The sequence below is a fragment of the Pseudomonas sp. EA_35y_Pfl2_R111 genome (assembly GCF_963970955.1).
Classification (GTDB): domain Bacteria; phylum Pseudomonadota; class Gammaproteobacteria; order Pseudomonadales; family Pseudomonadaceae; genus Aquipseudomonas.
In genome coordinates this window covers 225,236-245,688 of the sequence record NZ_CAXAOM010000005.1, presented here as the reverse complement: position 1 = coordinate 245,688, position 20,453 = coordinate 225,236, and the positions used below count along the sequence as shown (strand labels likewise).

Annotated in this window: 19 protein-coding genes; 12 read left to right on the top strand and 7 right to left on the bottom strand. The window is 61.0% G+C overall.

All coding sequences use genetic code 11. The features are described 5' to 3' along the window. Window positions 1-12: 12 nt before the first annotated feature. The 4 genes from AACY25_RS18810 to AACY25_RS18795 form a co-directional block, all read right to left on the bottom strand. The gene (locus AACY25_RS18810; protein WP_445262167.1) at window positions 13-954 is read right to left on the bottom strand and encodes a MerR family transcriptional regulator; all 942 of its coding nucleotides are present in this window, start codon (window positions 952-954) and stop codon (window positions 13-15) included. Continuing rightward, complete coding sequence (locus tag AACY25_RS18805) at window positions 951-1,916, bottom strand: YbgA family protein (RefSeq protein ID WP_339526668.1); 966 nt, start codon at window positions 1,914-1,916, stop codon at window positions 951-953. The genes AACY25_RS18810 and AACY25_RS18805 overlap by 4 nt, the downstream gene beginning before the upstream one ends. Window positions 1,917-2,040: 124 nt before the next feature. After that, window positions 2,041-2,271, bottom strand: coding sequence for a TIGR02450 family Trp-rich protein (locus AACY25_RS18800; protein ID WP_339526666.1), 231 nt, complete (start codon window positions 2,269-2,271; stop codon window positions 2,041-2,043). Beyond that, window positions 2,268-3,260, bottom strand: coding sequence for an NAD(P)/FAD-dependent oxidoreductase (locus AACY25_RS18795; RefSeq protein ID WP_339526665.1), 993 nt, complete (start codon window positions 3,258-3,260; stop codon window positions 2,268-2,270). The genes AACY25_RS18800 and AACY25_RS18795 overlap by 4 nt, the downstream gene beginning before the upstream one ends. Before the next feature lie 204 nt (window positions 3,261-3,464). Between AACY25_RS18795 and AACY25_RS18790 the strand changes: the two genes are divergently transcribed. The 3 genes from AACY25_RS18790 (at window position 3,465) to AACY25_RS18780 (ending at window position 7,153) form a co-directional block, all read left to right on the top strand. Then, complete coding sequence (locus AACY25_RS18790) at window positions 3,465-4,379, top strand: TIGR01777 family oxidoreductase (RefSeq protein WP_339526663.1); 915 nt, start codon at window positions 3,465-3,467, stop codon at window positions 4,377-4,379. Window positions 4,380-4,642: 263 nt separating this feature from the next. Continuing rightward, window positions 4,643-5,665: a ferrochelatase gene (gene hemH, locus AACY25_RS18785; RefSeq protein WP_339526661.1), complete on the top strand. Its 1,023-nt coding sequence runs from the start codon at window positions 4,643-4,645 to the stop codon at window positions 5,663-5,665. Between the two features lie 156 nt (window positions 5,666-5,821). Further along, window positions 5,822-7,153 (top strand): spinster family MFS transporter, encoded by a 1,332-nt coding sequence (locus AACY25_RS18780; protein WP_339526659.1) that lies wholly within the window; start codon window positions 5,822-5,824, stop codon window positions 7,151-7,153. Between the two features lie 54 nt (window positions 7,154-7,207). Here the strand turns inward: AACY25_RS18780 and AACY25_RS18775 are convergent, their stop codons facing one another. Beyond that, a complete protein-coding gene (locus AACY25_RS18775) occupies window positions 7,208-8,476 on the bottom strand; it encodes a uracil-xanthine permease family protein (protein WP_339526657.1) in 1,269 nt (422 codons plus the stop codon). Between the two features lie 2 nt (window positions 8,477-8,478). Then, a complete protein-coding gene (gene upp, locus AACY25_RS18770) occupies window positions 8,479-9,117 on the bottom strand; it encodes a uracil phosphoribosyltransferase (protein WP_108487097.1) in 639 nt (212 codons plus the stop codon). Between the two features lie 245 nt (window positions 9,118-9,362). Between upp and AACY25_RS18765 the strand changes: the two genes are divergently transcribed. After that, the gene (locus tag AACY25_RS18765; RefSeq protein ID WP_339526655.1) at window positions 9,363-9,920 is read left to right on the top strand and encodes a hypoxanthine-guanine phosphoribosyltransferase; all 558 of its coding nucleotides are present in this window, start codon (window positions 9,363-9,365) and stop codon (window positions 9,918-9,920) included. A gap of 90 nt (window positions 9,921-10,010) precedes the next feature. On the opposite strand, the gene dauA is transcribed toward AACY25_RS18765, so the two are convergent. Beyond that, on the bottom strand, window positions 10,011-11,750 hold the full coding sequence (dauA, locus tag AACY25_RS18760; RefSeq protein WP_339526654.1) for a C4-dicarboxylic acid transporter DauA: 1,740 nt from the start codon (window positions 11,748-11,750) through the stop codon (window positions 10,011-10,013). 183 nt (window positions 11,751-11,933) lie between these two features. Between dauA and AACY25_RS18755 the strand changes: the two genes are divergently transcribed. The 8 genes from AACY25_RS18755 to AACY25_RS18720 all read left to right on the top strand — a co-directional run bounded on the left by AACY25_RS18755 (window position 11,934) and on the right by AACY25_RS18720 (window position 20,296). Continuing rightward, window positions 11,934-12,221 (top strand): PA4642 family protein, encoded by a 288-nt coding sequence (locus tag AACY25_RS18755; protein WP_339526652.1) that lies wholly within the window; start codon window positions 11,934-11,936, stop codon window positions 12,219-12,221. Between the two features lie 165 nt (window positions 12,222-12,386). After that, on the top strand, window positions 12,387-12,980 hold the full coding sequence (locus AACY25_RS18750) for a TetR/AcrR family transcriptional regulator (RefSeq protein WP_339526650.1): 594 nt from the start codon (window positions 12,387-12,389) through the stop codon (window positions 12,978-12,980). Window positions 12,981-13,032: 52 nt separating this feature from the next. After that, the gene (locus AACY25_RS18745) at window positions 13,033-14,142 is read left to right on the top strand and encodes an NADH:flavin oxidoreductase (protein ID WP_339526649.1); all 1,110 of its coding nucleotides are present in this window, start codon (window positions 13,033-13,035) and stop codon (window positions 14,140-14,142) included. Window positions 14,143-14,420: 278 nt separating this feature from the next. Continuing rightward, window positions 14,421-15,368, top strand: coding sequence for an alpha/beta fold hydrolase (locus AACY25_RS18740; protein ID WP_339526648.1), 948 nt, complete (start codon window positions 14,421-14,423; stop codon window positions 15,366-15,368). A gap of 166 nt (window positions 15,369-15,534) precedes the next feature. Beyond that, window positions 15,535-16,041, top strand: a complete 507-nt coding sequence (locus tag AACY25_RS18735; protein WP_339526646.1) for a TRAP transporter small permease subunit — start codon at window positions 15,535-15,537, stop codon at window positions 16,039-16,041. Then, window positions 16,041-17,366 (top strand): TRAP transporter large permease, encoded by a 1,326-nt coding sequence (locus AACY25_RS18730; RefSeq protein ID WP_339526644.1) that lies wholly within the window; start codon window positions 16,041-16,043, stop codon window positions 17,364-17,366. The genes AACY25_RS18735 and AACY25_RS18730 overlap by 1 nt, the downstream gene beginning before the upstream one ends. 223 nt (window positions 17,367-17,589) lie before the next feature. Continuing rightward, a complete protein-coding gene (locus AACY25_RS18725) occupies window positions 17,590-18,639 on the top strand; it encodes a TRAP transporter substrate-binding protein (protein WP_339412533.1) in 1,050 nt (349 codons plus the stop codon). A 283-nt stretch (window positions 18,640-18,922) separates the two neighbouring features. Then, the gene (locus AACY25_RS18720; protein WP_339526642.1) at window positions 18,923-20,296 is read left to right on the top strand and encodes a glutamine synthetase family protein; all 1,374 of its coding nucleotides are present in this window, start codon (window positions 18,923-18,925) and stop codon (window positions 20,294-20,296) included. Window positions 20,297-20,453: the final 157 nt, after the last annotated feature.

Here is a 20,453-nt window from a genome sequence, read left to right as displayed (position 1 = left end):
TGTTCAATTCCGTTAGCTCTGCAGCAAATTAAGGTCGGTAAGGCTGTGCAGCGCGGCCAGCGGGTCGGCGGCCAGGCTCAGTTCGGCGTTTTGCGCGGTGATGTTCTGCAGTTCTTCGGCGTGGATCTGCACCGCTTGCCCGACCAGCAGGCTGGGGCACTCATAGCCGCCGAGCAGGCGCTGCAGGTGCGTGTTGTTCAGCGCCTGGCTGGAATACAGCAGCACCGCCCGTGGCTGAATATGCTCGACTGCCAGGGCCAGCTCGGTCGGCGGCAGCGGCCAATCGAAGACCTCCACCGGGCAACCGGCGCTGCTCGCCAGCCAGGCGGTGAGCCACAGGCCGGGGGCCATCGGCAGATCGGAAACGTTGATCAGCAGTAGCGGCGCGCCGTTGCACTGGCGGTTGTTGTGGTACAGCCGTGCGCCGAGTTTGCTGCGCAGCCAGGAGTAGAAAAACACCCGCTCGGCCTGGGCGCCGAACTGGTTGCGCCAGCGCAGTTCGAGCTCTTCGAGCAGCGGCAGTATCAGCTGTTGGCACAGGGTATGTGGCGGGTAGAGCGCCAGTTCGCTATTGAAGCAGTCATCCAGGCGCCGCTCGTTGAGGTTACAAATGGCTTCCTGCAACTTCTGGCGCTTGGCTTCCCACTGCGAGCTGGCTTCGGCAAATGCCGGCTGGTTGGAGCGCAGCAGGCCCTTGACCTGGCTGACGGACACACCGCGATCAAGCCAGGTGAGAATCGCCTGGATGCGCGCGACATGTTCCTCCGAATACAGGCGATGCCCCTTGGGCGTGCGGTGCGGCACGATCAGGCCGTAGCGCCGCTCCCAGGCGCGCAGGGTTACCGCGTTGACCCCGGTGATGCGCGCCACATCGCGGATCGGCATAAAGCCACTGGCAATGGCTGTCTGGTAATCATCAGCTGCCGCGACCGCGGTATTCGGCTCAATACTCATAGGGCATTACGCAGGCTGAGGTTTTCCGGGTGCGGCTGCAGATAGACCTGCTGTGCGATGTAGTGGTCTGGATGACGGCGGAAGTGGTGCTTGAGCAGGGTCATAGGCACCACCAGTGGCACCACACCATGGCGGTACTGGCCGATCAGCTGCTGCATTTCCTGCTTTTCTTCACCACTCAGCGATTGCTTGAGGTAACCGCTGAGGTGCTGCAGCACGTTGCTGTGGGTGCGGCGGGTGGCGCAGCTTTTCAGCGCACTCATCAGCTCGCTGAAATACCGCGGCGCCAGCTCATTGAGGTCTTGCTGGCCGAGGCTGCCGACCATGCGCCCGAGCAGCTTGTACTGCGCGGGGTGAGTGGCCATCAGCAGGTATTTGTAGCGCGAGTGGAAGTCGATCAGGCTTTTGCGGGTCAGGCCGTCGCGCAGCAACTGTTGCCACTCGGAGTAGGCGAATACGCGGGTGATGAAGTTCTCGCGCAGGATCGGATCGTTGAGGCGGCCGTCTTCTTCTACCGGCAAGTTGGGGTGCCGCGCGCAGAAGGCCTGGGCAAAAATTCCACGGCCGGGTTCGCTGGGGCGGCCGTTGTCTTGGTAGACCTTGACCCGGTGCAGGCCGCAGGACGGCGACTGTTGCATAAAGATATAGCCGCAGATATCGGTCAGCTCGCCGGCCATGCGCTCGCCATAAGCGGCTAGCGGCGCGGTGACTTCCACGTCACGGTTGACCGTACCCACGGCGCGCGGCGCTAGTGGATCGCCAACCAGACGGATCGGCTCACGCGGGATACCCATGCCGATGGCCACTTCGGGGCACAGCGGGGCAAAGTCGAAATATTCGCTGAGGGTGCGGCTGCACAAGCGCGATTCCTTGTGGCCGCCGTTGTAGCGAACCTCGGAACCCAACAGGCAGGCGCTGATACCCAGTTTGGGTTTGCCAGTGGTGATCTCGGATGGGCTCATGGGCAACCTCTGATGTGCGACTTGTACAGATCCTGGCGGATGTACAACTTACGTTCATCATAGGTTTATAATTGTACAAGTCAATATTTTTGTACAAGTACTGTAGGGCTTTGCAAGTGGCCGCTTACGTCCAGCCCATGCGCCAGTGTTCGGGGTTTTCCAGCGCGCGCCAGTCCATACGTTGGCAACGCTGGTTAAGCACGGCCTGCAATTCGATCTGCAGCACCGTGCCGTCTTCGTCGCAGAACAGTTCGGTGACGAGAAAATGCTTCTCGCGGTTTTGCGGCTGCGCTGCTGTCCATTTCGACAGCAGCAGCTTGCGCGGGTTAAGCCGATGCTTGGCGTTAGCCTTCATTGCAGGTGTTCGAGCAAGCGCCGCGCCGCTTCCTGACCGCTAAGCCAGGCGCCTTCGACACGGCCGGACAGGCACCAGTCACCGCAGGCATAGATGCCCAGGTCAGCATCGGCCAGTACGCCCCACTGGTGTGCACTGGCCGGGCGGGCATAGAGCCAGCGGTGCGCCAGGCTGAAGGCCGGAGCGGGCACAGCGCAGCCGATCAGCTCGGCGAAGGCACCGAGCAAGTGTTCGATCACCGCCTCCTTGGGCAGGTCCAGGTGTTGTTTGGTCCACTGGCTGGTGGCGTGCAGCACCCAGGTGTCGAGGCTGGTATCGCGGCCGGGTTTGCTGCGGTTGCGCGCCAGCCAATCCAGCGGACCCTCCTGCACAAAGCAACCTTCGACGCTGGTTTCCAGCGGGTTAGTAAAGGCCAGAGCCACGGCCCAAGTCGCGTCCATAGCTACGCTTGCCGCTGCACCAGCCAGTTTCGGTACGCTGGATAACAGTGTTGTGGCCTGCGGCGCCGGGGTGGCGACGATCACATGGCTGAACGGGCCGTGGCTGTTGCCCTCGGCATCCTGCAGGTGCCAGTGTTGCTCACCGCGAAAGACTTCGGTGATGCGACAGGAGAAGACCACCGGCAATGCGCCGAGCATGGCGCGGCTGATCGCACTCATGCGCGGGCTGCCGACCCAACGAATTTGCTCGTCTGGCGAGGCACTGAGCTGGCCGTTACTAAAGTTGTAAAGGCTGGGGGTCCATTCGGCGACCCAGCCGCGCGCCTGCCATTGCTGCACCACCTCGACAAAGCGCCGGTCGCGGGCGGTGAAGTACTGCGCGCCAAGGTCCAGCGCGCCGGCATCGCTGCGTTTACTGGCCATGCGGCCGCCACTGCCGCGGCTCTTGTCGAACAGTTGCACCGGGTGCCCGGCGCCGTGCAGCGCCTGTGCGGCAGACAGTCCGGCAATGCCGGTGCCGATGATGGCGATGGGGTGAAGAGCGGTCATGGTTTACCTCGTGTTTTCAAGCGTTAGGCTACGCTTTAGACAAAAGCTATACAATATGGTTTTTATGTATAGGATGTGCCGGAGTCGATCCTACCTTCCTATAGTTAAGACAACCTGCGGCCGGATTGAAGCCACAAACGCGATTAATCCGTCGGTTGTTACTAACGATGCAGAGCTATGCAAAGGCCATGCGAGGACAGCGTGATGCACATTCTTCTGACAGGCGGAACCGGTTTGATTGGGCGAGCGCTGTGCCGCCACTGGTTGCAACAGGGTCATCAATTAACCGTATGGAGCCGCCGTCCCGAGCAGGTCGCCACCCTATGTGGTGAGGCAGTGCGCGGCATTGGCCGGCTCGATGAGCTGGCTGAAGAGCCGCTGGATGCTGTGGTCAACCTGGCCGGCGCGCCGATTGCCGACCGGCCCTGGACGCGCAAGCGCAAGGCGTTGCTGTGGGCCAGCCGGATCGGCTTGACCGAACAACTGCTGGCCTGGTTGGAGAGCCGCGCGCACAAGCCGCAGGTGTTGTTATCCGGTTCGGCAGTGGGATGGTATGGCGATGGCGGCGAGCGTGAACTGCATGAGGATTCACCGCCGGTGAGCGAGGATTTTGCCGCGCAGTTGTGTGGCGCCTGGGAAGAAACTGCCCAGCGCGCGGAGGAGTTGGGTATTCGTGTGGTACTGCTGCGCACCGGGTTAGTGCTGGCCCCTGACGGCGGGCTGCTCAAGCGCTTGCTGCTGCCGTTCAAGCTGGGTGTGGGCGGCCCACTGGGCAATGGCCGGCAATGGATGCCGTGGATTCATCTCAGCGATCAAATCGCGCTGATTGATTTTCTCCTGCAGCAGGAGCAGGCCAGCGGTCCTTATAATGCCTGCGCGCCGACGCCTGAGCGTAACCGCGCCTTCAGCCAGGCCCTGGGCCGCGAGCTGCACCGCCCGGCGTTTATGCCGGCCCCGGCATTTGCCCTGCGTGCGTTGCTGGGGGAGCTGTCGGTGCTGCTGCTCGGGGGCCAGCGCGCGCTGCCGACGCGCTTGCAGGAGGCTGGCTTCAGTTTTCGTTTTACTCATTTGGATGTGGCTCTGGCGGACTTGCTTGGCCAACCTGATAGGGTCTGTTGACGTTTCGCTGCGGCCGTGCCGGAGCCCGTTTTTACGCGAGGCAAGGCACGAGTCACGAAGTTTGGTTGTTCCAAATGAGTGACGAGAAACGCAGCATCGCGTAAAAACAGGCCCGGCCCTTCGGGTTGCGCGGCAAATTGTGCCAGGCGGCGTTGCGGGGCTTGGCAAGGGAACACCATTGTCGGCGCCCCGCGCCTTGCCTGGCGCAATTTGGCGCAGCAACGCGGCTCGCAGCGAAACGTTAACAGACCCTAGGACTTTGCATGACCGATCACGCCTTGCTGTTGGTAAACCTGGGCTCGCCGGCCTCCACTTCCGTGGCTGATGTGCGCCGTTACCTCAACCAGTTTCTGATGGACCCCTATGTCGTCGATCTGCCCTGGCCGCTGCGGCGTCTGCTGGTTTCGCTTATTCTGATCAAGCGCCCGGCGGCCTCGGCGCATGCCTATGCCTCGATCTGGTGGGATGAAGGCTCGCCGCTGGTGGTGCTGAGCAAACGTCTGCACGAGGCAATGAAAGCTTCTTGGACCCACGGCCCCGTAGAGCTGGCCATGCGCTATGGCGAGCCGTCGCTGCAAACCGTACTGACCCGTCTGGCCGCCCAGGGCATCAAGCAGGTCACCCTGGCGCCGCTGTACCCGCAATTTGCCGACAGCACCACTACCACGGTGATCGAAGAAGCGCGGCGGGTGGTGCGTGAACAGCAGCTGCCCATCCGCTTTTCCATACTGCCGCCGTTTTACGACCAGCCGGAATACCTGGACGCCCTGGTCGACAGCGCCAAGCCTTATCTGGAGCAGGATTTCGATCATCTGCTGCTGAGCTTTCACGGCCTGCCGGAACGTCACCTGCACAAGCTCGACCCGAGTAATCACTGCCTGAAAGGCGCTGATTGCTGTCGCACGGCCGCGCCCGAAGTGCTCGCCAGCTGTTACCGCGCCCAGTGTCTGCGCAGCGCCGAACTGTTTGCCCAGCGCATGGGGCTTAAGCCCGAGCAGTGGTCGGTGTCGTTCCAGTCGCGTCTGGGCCGCGCCAAGTGGATCGAGCCCTACACCGAAGCGCGTCTCGACGAGCTGGCCAAACAGGGCGTGAAGAAGTTGCTGGTGATGTGCCCGGCATTTGTCGCCGATTGCATCGAAACCCTGGAGGAAATCGGCGACCGTGGCCGTGAGCAGTTTGTTGAAGCCGGCGGCGAGAGCCTGCAGCTGGTGCCGTGTCTGAACGATCATCCAAGCTGGGTGGCGGCTTTGAAGACGCTGAGCGAGCGAGCCCCGCTGATGCTGTAACCGAATACGGCGCGGCTGTCATTCGCCCGAAGGGATGCCGCGCATTCGCCTCGCTGATAACACCTAAGGGCGATACTCATCGCCCTGGATATCGGCCTAAGCTGGCAGTTCTTTTAACCGTCGTGCACCGCACCAGCGGTGCCGAGGAGACTGCCAGTGCCCAACAACAATAACGGCTATCCCTCTGCTACCCGCGCCTGGGTAACGGTCGCCATCCTGATGGTGGCGTACGTGCTGTCGTTTATCGATCGGCAGATCCTCAACCTGCTGGTTGGCCCGATCCGCCGTGATCTGATGATCAGTGACACGCAGATGAGCCTGCTGATGGGCCTGTCATTTGCGCTGTTCTACACCGTCTGCGGCATACCCCTGGGCCGTCTGGCCGATACCAAGAGCCGGCGTGGGCTGATTGCTATCGGCGTGCTGTTCTGGAGTGCCGCCACCGCGGCTTGCGGCATGGCCAAGCTGTACTGGCATTTTCTGCTGTGCCGCATTGGTGTCGGCGTTGGCGAGGCGGCGCTGTCGCCGGCAGCCTACTCGCTGATTGCCGACAGCTTTCCGGCCGAGCGCCGTGCCACGGCGATTAGTGTGTATTCCATGGGCGTCTATCTCGGCTCCGGCATCGCTTTTTTGCTCGGTGGGCTGGTGATTCAGTTTGCCTCGGCTCAGGGTGATGTGATGCTGCCGGTGTTTGGCGAAGTGCGGCCATGGCAGTTGATCTTTCTGATTCTCGGCGCCGCCGGCGTGTTGTTCACCCTGCTGATGTTGGCGGTCAAGGAACCAGCGCGGCGCGGTGTGGGGGCCGGGGTGGCGGTGCCGCTAGTCGATGTTGGCCGTTATATCCGCGCCAACCGGCGCACTGTGCTGTGCCATAACTTCGGTTTTGCTGGTCTGGCGTTTGCCGGTTATGGCAGTGCGGCGTGGATTCCGACCTTCTTTATTCGTACCTACGGCTGGGACGCCGGTCAGGTCGGCATCGTCTACGGCAGCATCGTGGCGGTGTTCGGCTGCCTGGGTATCGTCTTCGGCGGCCGCCTGGCCGACTGGATGGCCAAGCGCGGCAGTAGCGACGCGAATATGCGCGTCGGTCTGTATGCGGCCATTGGCGCGGTGCCTTTCGTGCTGGCCTTCCCGCTGATGGAAACTGCGCTCTGGGCCGCGATTCTCACCGCGCCGGCGGTGTTTTTCCTGAGCATGCCGTTTGGCGTGGCGCCGGCGGCGATCCAGGAAATCATGCCCAACTCGATGCGCGGGCAGGCCTCGGCGATCTATCTGTTTGTTATCACCCTGATCGGCCTGGGCATCGGCCCGACGGCGGTGGCCCTGGTCACCGACTATGTGTTCGCCGATGACATGGCGCTGCGCTACTCGCTGCTGATCGTCACCAGCATTGCCGTATTCAGCTCCATTGTGCTGCTGAGCATGGGCCTTAAGCCCTATCGCGAGAGTGTGGTGCGGTTGCAGGGGTGGTCGGCCAACGCTGCCTGAGTTTAACCAGCAATAAAAAAGCCCCGCAGTGCGGGGCTTTTTACTGGGCGCGGTTTACAGGTCAGGCTCTTCCAGCACGGTCTTGTCGCGCCAGCCGTGGCCGCCCGGCAGGACCAGGTTGAGTACCAGGGCGCAGATGGCGCATAGGGAAATGCCGGAGAGGGCGAAATCACTGTTGCCGATCACCATGCCGCCGATGCCGAACACCAGGGTTACCGACACGATGATCAGGTTGCGCGCCTCGGACAGGTCGACCTGATGGCGGATCAGGGTGTTCAGGCCCACCACCGCGATGGAGCCGAACAGCAGACAGAGAATGCCGCCCATCACCGGTACCGGAATGCTCTGTAGCGCGGTGCCGAACTTGCCGACAAAGGCCAGGCCGATGGCGAAGCAGGCCGCCCAGGTCATGATCTTCGGGTTGTAGTTCTTGGTCAGCATCACCGCGCCGGTGACTTCCGCATAGGTGGTGTTGGGCGGGCCGCCGAACAGGCCGGCAGCTGAGGTGGCCAGGCCGTCGCCGAGCAGGGTGCGGTGCAGGCCGGGCTTCTTGATAAAGTTTTTGCCGGTCACGCTGCCGATCGCTACCACGCCACCGATATGCTCAATAGCCGGCGCCAAAGCGACCGGAACGATGTAGAGGATTGCGCCCCAGTGCAGCTCAGGCGTTACGAAGGCCGGAATCGCCAGCCAAGGAGCAGCCGCGACATTACTGGTGTCGATCACCCCGCAGAACGCGGCAACGATGCAGCCGACGATAATCCCCGCAAGGATTGGCACCAGGCGCAGCAGGCCACGGCCCATGGCCGCGACCAGAACGGTAGTGATCAGTGCCGACATGGAAATCAGCATCGCGGTTTCATACGGCACCAGCTGCGCGCTGCCATCACCGGCTTTGCCCATGGCCATGTTCACCGCCACGGGCGAGAGTGCCAGGCCGATGGAAATGATCACCGGCGCAATCACTACCGGCGGCAGCAGGCGGTCGATAAAACCGGCGCCTTTAACCCTTACCACCGCGCTGAGCAGGATATATACCAGCCCGGAAGCAATGATGCCGCCGAGTACAGCCGGCAGGCCGAACTCACCCTTGGCGGCGAGAATCGGTGCGATAAAGGCGAAGCTGGAGGCGAGAAAAACCGGTACCTGGCGACCGGTCACCAGTTGGAACAGCAAGGTGCCGATACCAGCGGTGAACAGTGCAACGTTGGGGTCCATGCCGGTGATCAGCGGCATCAGCACCAGGGCGCCGAACGCTACAAACAGCATCTGCGCGCCGGAAATGCCCTGACGCCAGAGTGGGTCGTTGTATTCGTCCTGCATGCTTAGGCGTCCTTCTGTTTGGTGCCGAAGATCTTGTCGCCGGCATCACCGAGGCCGGGAATGATGTAGCCATGTTCGTTCAGGCGCTGATCGATGGAGGCGGTGTAAATGGTCACGTCCGGGTGTGCGTCGTTGACCACCTTGATCCCTTCCGGCGCGGCAACCAGAACCATGGCGCGGATTTCCTTGCAGCCGGCTTTCTTCAGCAGGTCGATGGTGGCGACCATCGAGCCTCCGGTAGCCAGCATCGGGTCGATGATCATCGCCAGGCGCTCGTCGATTTCCGGCACCAGTTTTTCCAGGTAGGTGTGCGCTTGCAGCGTTTCCTCGTTGCGCGCCACGCCCACGGCGCTGACCTTGGCGCCCGGGATCAGACTGAGTACGCCTTCAAGCATGCCGATGCCGGCACGCAGGATCGGCACCACGGTGATCTTCTTGCCGGAGATCTTTTCCACCTGCACGGTGCCGCACCAGCCTTCGATCTCATAGTTTTCCAGTGGCAGATCCTTGGTTGCCTCGTAGGTCAGCAGTGCGCCGACTTCCTGGGCCAGCTCGCGAAAGTTCTTCGTACTGATATCGGCGCGGCGCATCAGGCCGAGTTTGTGGCGGATCAGCGGGTGGCGGATCTCAAGGATGGGCATAGCGGGGTCTCCGGCTGGACGGGCGTAAAATTGCGTTAGATTAAAGCATTGGCTATGCCAATAGCTGCGTCATCCATGGGTGTTAGCGGTAATTGGCCGGTAAATGTCGTCGATTACGTGCAATTGTCGCAATTGGTCTGCTGGGGCTTGCTCTGTCAGGGGCGGATGCGTACCTTTGCCGGCTTTTATTTTGACGTCTTGATCAGCTTTCTGCTCTGGCCGTCCCAGCCCCAAGAGGAAACAGCATGTCCGTCGATCTCGCGCACATCCGCCAAGTTATGGCCGAAGCCGATTGCCTGCACAGCAATGCCGAGGTCGAAGTGGCCATTGAGGCCATGGCCGCCGCCATCAACAACGAGATGGCTGACAGCAACCCTGTGGTGTTTTGCGTGATGAATGGCGGGTTGATCTTCTCCGGCAAGCTGCTGCCCAAGCTCAACTTCCCGCTGGAGTTGTCCTACCTGCACGCCACCCGCTACCGCAATGAAACCAGCGGCGGCGAGCTGTTCTGGAAGGCCAAGCCGGAAATTTCCTTTATCGACCGCGACGTGCTGATCATCGACGACATCCTCGATGAAGGGCACACCCTCGGTGCAATCATCGATTTTTGCCGGCATGCCGGTGCCAAGAACGTGCGCATCGCCGTGCTGGTAGACAAGACTCACGACCGCAAAGCGCGTCCTGACCTCAAGGCTGATTACGTCGGCATGTCCTGCGTTGATCGCTATGTGTTTGGCTACGGCATGGACTACAAGGGCTACTGGCGTAATGCGCCGGGTATCTACGCGGTTAAAGGGTTGTAAGCACCGCCTTTGTGGGGTGGAAAACCTCGAAGTGTGTTTCCACCAATAAGGTCCATGGTGGATAAGCTGCGCGTTATCCACCCTACCTTGCTAGCCTGATGATTCCTCATCGGCCTTTGGCGCCAGCCAGCGCAGGGCCTTTTCCCTGGCCTGGGCGAGATCACGCACATAGGCCAGTTGCCCTTCAACGCGCACGATCCCGGCGCGGCGCAATTGCAGGCGCACCTGTGGCGTTGGTCCGCTGAGTACCAGGGCGACGTGTTGCTCGCGGTAGTCGCGCAGCACATTGTCCAGTGCGGCAATGGCGGTCATATCCAACAGCGGTACAGCGCTGATATCGACGATCACCACCTTCACTCCTGGAGTAAAACGACGCAGCACGCTCAGGGCTTTTTCTGCTGCGCCGAAGAACAGCGGCCCGCGAATGGCGTAGGCCAGCACGTGTTCGGGCAGGTCATTAAGCGCCTGGTGAAAGTGCTTGGGCAGCGCTTCGGTATCGGTCAGGTCGCTCATGCGCTTGATAAACAGCCCGGCGGCCAGCAGCAGGCCGACGCCCACGGCCAGCACCATATCGAACAGCACGGTAAGAATCAGGCAGGTCAGCAGTACCAGCACGTCACTGCGTGGGGCGATGCGCAAGGTATGCCGTACATGCCGCGGCTCGCTCATGTTCCACGCCACTATCAGCAGCAAGGCTGCCAGCGCCGCCATTGGCAGGTAGCTGAACAGGGGCGCGAGAAACAGAATGGCGATCAGCACCACGCCGGCGTGGGCGATGGCGGCCATCGGCGAGTAAGCCCCGGCACGTACATTGGCGGCGCTGCGGGCAATCGCGGCGGTAGCGGTGATGCCACCGAACAGTGGCGCAACCAGATTGCCGATGCCCTGACCGATCAGCTCGCCATTGGGGTCGTGCTTGCTGCCGGTCATGCCATCGGCGACTACCGCGCACAGCAGCGATTCAATCGCCCCGAGCATAGCGATGGCAAAGGCCGGGGCGAGCAGTTGGCGGAACAGCTCGAAGCTCACCACCAGCGGTTGGCCATTAGCACCCGGTAACTGCCAGGGCCAGATAAAGCTCGGCAGAAACGGCGGAATACCCGGGTGTTCGATGCCATTCAGGCTGTAGCTGAAGCGCTCGCCAATGGTTGCCACGGGTATCTGCAGGCTTTCCAGCAGCAGCCCGAGCAGCGCGCCGACCGTCAGCGCCACCAGATGCCCGGGGATCTTCGGTACCCAGCGTGGCCATAAGAGCAGTGTCGCCAGGCACACCAGCGCCACCAGACAGTCACCCAGTTGCAGGCTGGGCAGGGCCTGCAGCAGGCCGTTGAGTTGTTCGATGTAATTATGCGGCGCGCTGGTCAGGCGCAGGCCGAGCAGGTCCTTGATCTGCAAGGTTGCGATAACAATGCCGATGCCGGCAGTAAAACCCAGTGTGACCGGGTAGGGGATAAATTCGATCAAGCGTCCGGCGCGCATCAGTCCGAGGGCAATCAGGATCAGTCCGGCCATCAGGGTGCAGAGCAGCAGTCCACCGAGGCCAAATTGCTGGGTGACTGGCAGCAGAATCACTACAAAGGCGGCGGTCGGCCCGGATACGTTAAAGCGTGAGCCGCCAAACAGGGCGATCAGCGTACCGGCAACTAGCACCGTATAGAGACCGTGCTGCGGCGCCACGCCGACGGCAATCGCTAGGGCCATGGCCAGCGGAATGGCGATAATGCCCACCGTAACGCCGGCGCTCAGGTCGCTGCGCAGGTTTTTCCAGCCGTAGCCGGCGCGCAGGGTCTGGCGCCAGGCGGAGAACAGCGGCGGTAAGGGCAGCGACATAATGACTCCCGGGTGTCTGGGCGCAGTATAAGGGCGGGGCGCGGTGGTCGGTGTTGACCTAAGTCGGCTGTTACCCATACGTGGCTCGTGTTAGAAAAGTCGGCTGAACTGCTTCCGTTGAGCCATTGCCCACCCCGGAGGTACACTGCCGGCCCCGTGTGGCCTGGTTAGCTGGAGTGAACGATGCGTAAAGACAAGAAACAGGTGATTGGCGAAGAGATTGGTGACGAGCCGATCAAGCTGTTCCTCAGCGTGGAACCGGCCGATGCCACGCCGCCGTCGCTGCATAAGCTGGTCAAGGCCTACCGTGGCCTGCGTATCGATGATTTCGAGCGCTTTGTCGGCTTCTTTGTTGAGGCCGGTTACGACCTGAACGCCAAGGATGCTCAGGGCAATGACTTTATCGCGCTGATCCAGGATCAACGCTTTGCTGAACCCTATATAGACGTGATCAAAGCCGCTCGCGGCTAAACGCCGAGTCAGCGCGTGCCGCGCTGATTAAGGCTCACGCCTGCCCACAAAGCCGCGACCTGTTCGCGGCTTTGTCGTTTCTAAAACCCGCTCTGCTTCTTACCTATAATCACGCAAATCAATAGTGCTGGGCGAGGCGAGACGACCGGTCATATTCTTGTCGGCATGAACTCCAGCATTCGACTCGACAAGCGTGACCTGATCCTCGCCAAAGGCGCCGAGGTGATGACCCGTCGTGGTTATCACGGTGCCGGCGTGCAGGAAATCGTGCAGGCGGCGGGGGTGCCGAAAGGCTCCTTCTACCACTACTTCGCCAGCAAGGAAGACTTTGCCCTGCAGGCCCTGCAGCAGGTCTATCAGCCACGTCTGGCGCGTTATGCCGAAGCCCTGAGCAATCCGGCGCTCAGCCCACGCGAACGTATCCTCGGTTACTACGCCGAGCTGGTGGAGCACTTCGCTCGCCAGGAACGCCTGGAATACCACTGCTTTATCGGTAGCCTGAGCTTCGAGATGGCCGAGCTGTCGCCGACCCTGGGCGCGCAGGTCGATGCGATTCTGCAGTCCTCGGCGGACACCCTGCAGGCTTGCCTGGAACAGGCACAAACCGCCGGTGAACTGGCCGCTGATGAGGATTGCCGCAACCTGGCGAGCTTTATCGCCAACGCCTGGCAAGGTGCATTGACCCGGCTCAAGGTGGCGAACAACACCCGCGCTCTGACTGACTTTATCCATCGCCTGCAGCTGTTGCTGCAGGCCTGATAGCAACCCCTATTAACCAGTAGCGGCGCTTTGGCCGCCCCGAGGAATGATGATGACCGATCCCGTTAAAGCGCTGTTCCAACCTTTTAGCCTGGGCAATCTGGAGCTGCCGACCCGTGTGGTTATGGCGCCAATGACCCGATCCTTTTCCCCGGGCGGCGTACCGAACAGCAAGGTTATCGAGTACTACCGTCGCCGCGCGGCTGCCGGCGTTGGCTTGATCGTTACCGAAGGCACCACCGTTGGTCACAAGGCCTCCAACGGTTACCCGAATGTGCCGCGTTTCTACGGTGAAGATGCCCTGGCCGGCTGGAAGAAAGTGGTCGAGGCCGTGCATGCCGAAGGCGGCAAGATCGTTCCGCAACTTTGGCACGTGGGCAATGTGCGCAAGCTGGGCACCGAGCCGGACGCCAGCGTCCCAGGCTACGGCCCGAGCGAGAAAATCAAAGAAGGCAACGTGGTTGTGCATGGCATGACCCAGAACGACATCAAGGAAGTGATCGCGGCCTTCGCTCAAGCCGCCAAAGATGCCAAGGCCATCGGCATGGACGGCGTGGAAATCCACGGTGCCCACGGCTATCTGGTCGACCAGTTCTTCTGGGCCGGCAGCAACCAGCGCACCGACGAATACGGTGGTGACCTGGCGCAGCGTTCACGCTTTGCCATCGAGCTGATCCAGGCTGTGCGCGCCGCAGTCGGCCCTGAGTTCCCGATCATCTTCCGCTTCTCGCAGTGGAAGCAGCAGGACTACAGCGCCCGTCTGGTGGAAACCCCGGAAGCCCTGGAAGCCTTCCTCAAACCATTGGCTGACGCCGGCGTGGATATCTTCCATTGCTCGACGCGCCGCTTCTGGGAGCCAGAGTTCGACGGCTCGGAACTGAACCTGGCTGGCTGGACGCGCAAGCTCACCGGCAAACCAACCATCACCGTTGGCAGCGTCGGCCTGGATGGCGAGTTCCTCCAGTTTATGGTCAACACCGACAAGGTGGCCCAGCCGGCCAGCCTGGAAAACCTGCTGGAGCGTCTGAACAAGCAGGAATTTGACCTGGTGGCTGTAGGCCGCGCACTGCTGGTCGACCCGGATTGGGCGGTAAAAGTACGCGATGGCCGCGAGCAGGACATTCTGCCGTTTAGTCGTGATGCATTGACCAGCCTGGTTTAACAACCTACTCGGATCTGCGGCGTCGCGAGATCCGCAACAGGCTCTAAATACCCGTTTTATCGTGTGCGTCGCAAAACGGCGCAACACTCCTCAAGCCCCGGCACATCGGGGCTTTTTTTCGTCTGCATATCGGAAGAGCGGGGGGCGCCTAGTTCCATGGCCGCGAAGCCCTTATCGCGGCCATGGGCCGCTCCTACAACCGGTTGGTACACAACGGTCACAGGCAAGCTGCGAGTCGTTGACTAGTATTGCCAGTGCCTCGTCATCAGGTACCGACTATGAAACGTGTTGTGCAGATATCCGTATCCCTTCTCCTGTTGCTGCTGATCAGCCTTGCCGCAGCGGTTGCCTGGAACTGGGCCCCGGATCGTTCCCTGGCGGAACTCAAGTCGCGCTGGGCCATGCCGCCATCCGAGTTTCTGGCCATTGATGGCATGCTCGTGCACCTGCGTGATCAAGGCCCACGGGATGACCCCGTGCCTATCGTATTGCTGCACGGCACCTCGGCCAGCCTGCACACCTGGGAAGGCTGGGTCGCTGCGTTGCAAAGCAAACGTCGGGTGATCAGCCTCGATCTGCCGGGCTTCGGCTTGACCGGGCCATTCCCCGATGGCGATTACCGCATGGCCCACTACAGCGCCTTCCTCAGTCATGTGCTGGATCAGTTGCAAGTGCCGCGCGCGGTGGTGGCGGGTAACAGTTTTGGCGGGCAACTGGCCTGGCAGTTTGCCCTTGACCATCCGCAGCGCGTCGAGCGGCTGGTGCTGGTGGATGCGGCCGGTTACCCGCGCAATGCCACCTCCATTCCCATCGGCTTTCGCCTGGCGCAGATCCCTGCGTTGGCGCCGCTGATGGCCAATCTGCTGCCGCGCTCGATGATCGAGGCAAGCCTGCGCAACGTCTATGGCGACCCGGATAAGGTCAGCGATGAATTGATTGATCGCTACTACGAGCTGACCCTGCGCGCGGGTAACCGCGAAGCCTTGCGCCAGCGTTTTATTCAGGCCGAAGCGGGGCAGAGCTACACGCGTATTGCTGAGCTCAAGGTGCCGACGCTGATTATCTGGGGAGGCCGCGATGAGTTGATTCCGCCGGTCAATGGCGAGCGCTTCAAGCGCGATATCAAGGGCAGCCGACTGGTGCTGTTCGACGACTTGGGCCATGTGCCCCAAGAAGAGGACCACGCGCGCACCGTGGCGGTGCTGATGGGCTTTCTAGAGGGCTAGCCGGGCGTTACAGCAGTTTTTTGTACCGCACTAAGCTGCTGATATTTCGAGAGAGATTACCTGCGCAAAAGAGCTGGCGTGCTTTGTGCTACCTCAGCTTGCGCTGATTGGCTTTGGCCAATCTTGGTCTAGGCTCTCGGAATAACAATTATTCGGCAGGTGCAGTATGCCCAAGGCCATCAGGCTGTTTGTGCACGCAGTGGAGGCGCTCAACCGCGTTGTCGGGCGCTTCGCCATGTACCTGATCTTCGCCATTCTCGGCGTGCTGCTCTATTCCTCAATCACTAAAACCTTCTTTATGCCGGCCGCCTGGACGCTGGAATCGGCGCAGTTTCTGATGGTCGCCTACTTCCTGCTTGGCGGCGCCTATTCGATGCAGCTTGATGCCCATGTGCGCATGGATTTGTTCTACAGCCGCTGGTCGCCACGGGCCCGCGCGATCATCGATGCGATCACCATCGGCTTTCTGATTTTCTATCTGGTACTGCTGCTCTACGGGGGTATTTCCTCGACCCAATACGCCCTTGAATACAGCGAAACCAGCTACTCGGCCTGGTCGCCCCCCATGGCGCCGATCAAGATCATCATGTGCATCGGCATCGCGCTGATGCTGCTGCAGGCACTCGCTACCCTGTTCAAGGACATCGCCGCCGCGCGGGGGGAACCGCTGTAATGGATTACGAGCTGATAGCCCTGCTGATGTTCTCCTCGATGATGTTGCTGCTGCTTACTGGCAAGCGGGTATTTGGCGCGATTGGTTTTGTCGCGGTGGCGGCGGCGCTGATGCTGTGGGGCGATGGCGGTTCGGAGATGGCCTTCAGCGCCGCCATGAAGCTGATGAAGTGGTACCCGTTGCTGACCCTGCCGCTGTTCGTATTCATGGGTTACATGCTCTCCGAGTCGGGGCTGGCGGAAGACCTCTACAAAATGTTCCACGTCTGGATGGGGCCGCTCCATGGCGGCCTAGCCATCGGCACCATCGGCCTGATGGTGGCGATCTCGGCGATGAATGGCCTAAGCGTGGCCGGCATGGCCATCGGTGCGAGCATCGCCTTGCCGGAATTGCTGCGCCGTGGCTACGACAAGATCATGGTCACCGGGGTGATTCAGGCCGGCAGCTCCCTGGGCATTCTGATTCCGCCAAGCGTGGTGCTGGTGCTGTACGGCATGATTGCTCGCCAGCCTGTCGGCCAGCTGTGGCTGGCTGGGGTGTTGCCGGGTTTGCTGATGGCCGGGCTGTTTGTTCTCTACATCACTATTCGTTGCCGCTTGCAGCCTGAGTTGGGGCCGGCGCTGTCCGAGGAGGAGCGCGGGCAGATCAGCCGCAAGGAAAAGCTGCTGCTACTCAAGGCCGGCATCGCGCCGCTGTTTATCTTCTTCTGCATGACCGGGCTGTTTCTCATGGGCATCACCAGCCTGGTGGAAAGCTCGGCGGTGGGCGCCGCGGCGGCCACCCTGATGGCGTTGGTTAAAGGCCGCTTGACCCGCAGCGTGATGGAAGAAACCCTGCGCAAGACCCTCGGCATCAGCTGCATGTTTATGTGGATCATCCTCGCCGCCCTGTGCTTCGGCGCTGTATTCGACGGCCTAGGCGCGGTCAAGGCGATTGAGGCTTTCTTCCTCGACAGCCTCGGCCTGGGGCCCTGGCAGGTGCTGATCCTGATGCAGCTGTCGTTCATCATCATGGGTATGTTCCTCGATGACACCGCGATGCTGGTGATCGTCGCCCCGCTCTATATTCCGTTAGTCGGCGCTCTGGGCTTCGACCTGGTCTGGTATGGCGTGCTCTACACCATCACTTGCCAGATCGCCTATATGACCCCGCCATTCGGCTACAACCTGTTCCTGATGCGCGCCATGGCTCCGCCAGAAGTCTCACTGCGTGACATCTACGTCTCGGTTACCCCATTCGTGCTGATCATGGTGCTGGCGCTGGTGCTGGTCATGGTCTTCCCGCAGATCGCCCTGTGGTTGCCACAGTGGCATTACGGCGGATGAGCACATGAATTTCAGCTGTAGGCCAGCGCAGTTGTACCTATAGAAGCCAGTGAGGATTGCTGCGGCGTGTGGCGCTTATGCCGTACGCAATCCTCAAGGGCTTTGTCGCAATCAGGTACAGCTTGCCCCTCTGAAAACCCTGCCGCGCCCCGTGGGTCAGGCAGTGCGGTTGTATGCCATCTGAATCGTCACGATCTGAATCGACACGTCTGGAGATAACAGCATGAGTACGAGACGCAGTTTTCTGAAAACCGCCGCGGTCGCTACCGGGGCAGCAGGGGCAACGGCATTGGGGCCGGCGCATATCTACGCCGCCGAACCAAAGAAAATCGTTTGGCGCCTGCAGACCTATGCCGGCGCGGCATTGGGCGAGCATGTGATCAAACCATCCATCGACGCCTTCAACAAGGCCGCCAACGGCGAGATGGAAATCCAGCTGTATTACGCCGACCAGCTGGTACCGACTGGCGAGTTGTTCCGCGCCATGCAGAAGGGCACCATCGATGCGGTGCAGAGCGATGACGACTCCATCGCCGCGCCCGTGGATATTTCGGTGTTCGGCGGCTACTTCCCGTTTGCCACCCGTTACAGCCTGGATGTACCGGTGCTGTTCGAAAAGTATGGCCTCAACGAAATCTGGGCCGAGGCCTATGGCGAAGTCAAAGGCGTGACCTGGCTCGGCGCCGGTGCTTGGGACCCCTGCCACTTCGCCACGGTGGAGCCGATTACCAAGCTCGAACACCTCAAGGGCAAGCGCATCTTTACCTTCCCCACTGCCGGTAAATTTCTCTCCCGCTTTGGGGTGATCCCGGTAACCCTGCCTTGGGAAGACGTTGAAGTAGCCATGCAGACCGGCGAGCTGGACGGCATTGCCTGGTCCGGCATCACCGAGGACTACACCGTCGGCTGGGCCAACGTGACCAAATACTTCCTCACCAACAACATTTCCGGTGCTTGGTGCGGCTCTTACTTCGCCAACTCGGACCGTTGGGCCGAGGTGCCTGAGCATCTGAAAACCCTGTTCAAGCTGTGCATGGACAGCTCTAACTACTACCGCCAACACTGGTACTGGGGAGGGGAGGCGCAACTGCGGGTCGAAGGCGGCAAGCTACAGCTGACCTCCATCCCGGCCGAAGAATGGGCCACGGTGGAAGCCGAGGCGCTGAAGTTCTGGGACGAAATCGCCAAAACCAGCCCACGCTGCGCCCGCGTGGTGGAGATCTTCAAAAAGTACAACGCGCTGATGGCCAAGGCGGGCGCGCCGTATCGTTGATCGCGTTAAGCCGCCTGCAAAACCACGCCCGCGCCATCAAGCGCGGGCGTTTTGCTGTGTGCGGCGCGGCAGCTGTGGCAAACAGCAGATATTTCCCGGATCAGCCAGCCAACTTCCCAATCCTGTACCACACTGAACAGGCTTTTTGCCGGGTGTTCTAACAGGCGTTGGGTGGTAGTCAGAGCGCGTTATGTGGGTGTTGTGGGGATGCGCTTGAGACTCTGTTGTTGCCCCCGGATGTCGGCCATAACGACAGTCATAACAACAAGAGACAGGTGCATTTATGCTCAATCCGCGAGACGTGAAAACCGTTCAGGATGCCAAGCGCATTGTCGAAGAACGGGGCCTTAGTCATATCAAGGTCGGGGTGTTTGATAACGATGGGGTGATGCGCGGCAAATACCTCAGCCGCAGCAAGTTTTTCTCTGCCCTCGACAGCGGCTTTGCCTTCTGCGATGTGGTGCTCGGCTGGGACGTGAAGGACCAGCTCTACGACAACGCCCAGTACACCGGTTGGCACACCGGCTACCCCGATGCGCCGGTGCGGGTGTTGCCGCACACCTGCCGCGACTTGCCGTTCGAAAACGGCATGCTGCTGTTTATCTGTGAGTTTGCCGAGGCGGCGGAAAAGGTCTGTCCGCGCGGCACCCTGCGCCGTGTGGTGGAGCGCTGCAAGTCCATGGGCTTCGATGCCTTTGCCGCGCTGGAATATGAGTTCTTTATGTTCGATGAAACCCCAGAGTCGGCTCGCGAGAAGGGTTTTCGCAACCTCAAGCCCTTTACTCCGGACTGGTTCGGCTATTCGATGATCCGCAACTCGGTGCACGCCGAGCTGTACCACGAGATTCTCGAAATGGCCGAGCGCATGGACTTTCCCATCGAAGGCCTGCACACCGAAACCGGCCCTGGCGTGCTGGAGGCGGCGATTGCCTATGACCGCGCCGAAGATGCCGCGGACAAGGGCGCGCTGTTCAAGACTTTTATGAAGGTGCTGGCCCAGCGCAACGGTCTGATGGCCACCTTTATGGCCAAGTGGTCGGGCAAGTATCCGGGGCAAAGCGGGCATATCCATGTTTCGCTGCGTGATCTGGCCAGCGGCAAGTCGGCGTTCTACGACCCCAGTCAGGCGCACAATATGAGCACGATTCAGCGCCATTTTCTCGCCGGACAGCAGCGCCTGATGCCGGAGTTCCTGTGCATGGTCGCGCCTACGCTGAATAGTTATCGGCGAATGATCCCCGGCTTTTGGGCACCCACCGATGCCACCTGGGGCGTGGAAAACCGCACCGCTGCGTTGCGGGTGATTCCTGGCAGCGACAAATCTCAGCGCCAGGAATATCGCCTGGGCGCGGCCGATGGCAATCCGTTCCTTGCACTGTCGGTAGCGCTTGGCTCCGGCCTGTACGGGGTGATGCAGCAGTGGGAGCCCACCGAGCCGGTGGTGGGTAACGCCTACGCCATGAAACACCCGGAAGAACTGGCTCTGCCGCGAACCCTGTGGGACGCCGCGCAACGGCTGAAGGCCTCGACGGCTGCGCGGGAGCTGTTTGGTGATGAGTTCGTTGAGCACTTCGCCGCCAGTCGCGAGTGGGAAGAGCGCGAATACCGCCGTCATGTCAGCGACTGGGAGCTGGATCGCTACTTCGAAATCATCTGATGCCCTGTCTCGCAGCAGGCGCACTAGACACAGGGGCTAGAGGTGCTGGGTAGGGTGGATGACGCTGTTTTCATCCACCAGCGTATTGGTGGATGGGTAAAGCGTCATCCACCCTACGAAATCCAGGCTTGTAGAGTCACAGCAGACTTACCTGTTG